Source organism: bacterium (assembly GCA_009926305.1).
Lineage (GTDB): Bacteria > Bdellovibrionota_C > UBA2361 > UBA2361 > RFPC01 > RFPC01.
This window is the reverse complement of the sequence record RFPC01000278.1, coordinates 1-1,049: the sequence shown is the minus strand read 5'-3', so window position 1 is coordinate 1,049 and position 1,049 is coordinate 1. Positions and strand designations below refer to the sequence as shown.

The window sequence follows — 1,049 nt, the reverse complement described above, 5'->3', positions numbered from 1 at the left end:
ACGCACATGATAGCTCGATATGCTTGTCCTCAGATTGAAAGTATCTTCAGCCCGATCCATCGTTTGAGAGTCTTTGTCGAAATCGAGAGACTATTTTGTTCGAGTCAAGGATGTCCAGACTCCATACTTGAAGATTTCTCGAAGGTAGACCTCGATCTTCTCCTTAAAGATTTAGCGGTCAAAGAGAAAGAAACCCGACATGAGACGGTCGCTTTCATACAGGCTCTAGGGCTTCAGATGAGTAAGGAGTCCTTGCCTTATCTTCATAAGGGGGCTACCTCGTCTGACATCCTTGACACTTGTCTTGCAAAGCAGATGGCGGACGCTTCTGATGTTGTCATTCAAAAGATTGAGTCTCTACTTGAAACGCTCAAGAAGAAGGCGATTGAGCATAAGGACACTCACATCTTAGGACGCTCTCATGGGATGTCTGGTGAAATCACGAGCTTTGGGATCATCTTGCTTGGGTTTTATTCCGAGTGGACTCGAAACTTAGAACGCATGAAGAGAGCACAAGAAGAAATCTCTGTCGGAAAGTTTTCTGGTGCGATGGGGAACTATGTCCATATAGACCCCGAAATTGAGAAAACAATATGCAAGTCTTTAGGGCTTGGTTTTGAGCCTGTTTCGACTCAAGTAGTACCTAGAGATAGACACGCATACTTTATGAGCGTGTTGGGCATTTTAGGGGCTTCTATGGAACGCTTGTCCATAGAGGTGAGGAACTTGTCTCAATCACTCATACAAGAAGTGGCTGAAGGGTTCGGTAAAGATCAAACAGGATCATCAGCGATGCCCCATAAGAGAAATCCAATCCTGTCCGAGAATCTAACTGGACTAGCTCGCATGATTAGAGCGTATGTGTCACCTAGCCTTGAGAATGTGTCTCTTTGGTATGAGCGAGACATGAGTCATTCATCCGTTGAGCGTATTGCCATAGAGGACTCCCTACATCTTGTTTGTTTCGGACTAAGCAGACTTAATGGAGTCATCAAGGATCTTTATGTAGACACGGATAGGATGGCTCATAACATAGACCAAGTTAAAGG

General features: G+C 44.7%; 1 protein-coding gene. It reads left to right on the top strand.

The features are described from left to right. Positions 1 to 6: 6 nt before the first annotated feature. The coding region (locus EBR25_14535; protein ID NBW42186.1) for an adenylosuccinate lyase at positions 7 to 1,049 on the top strand (1,043 nt) is incomplete at its 3' end.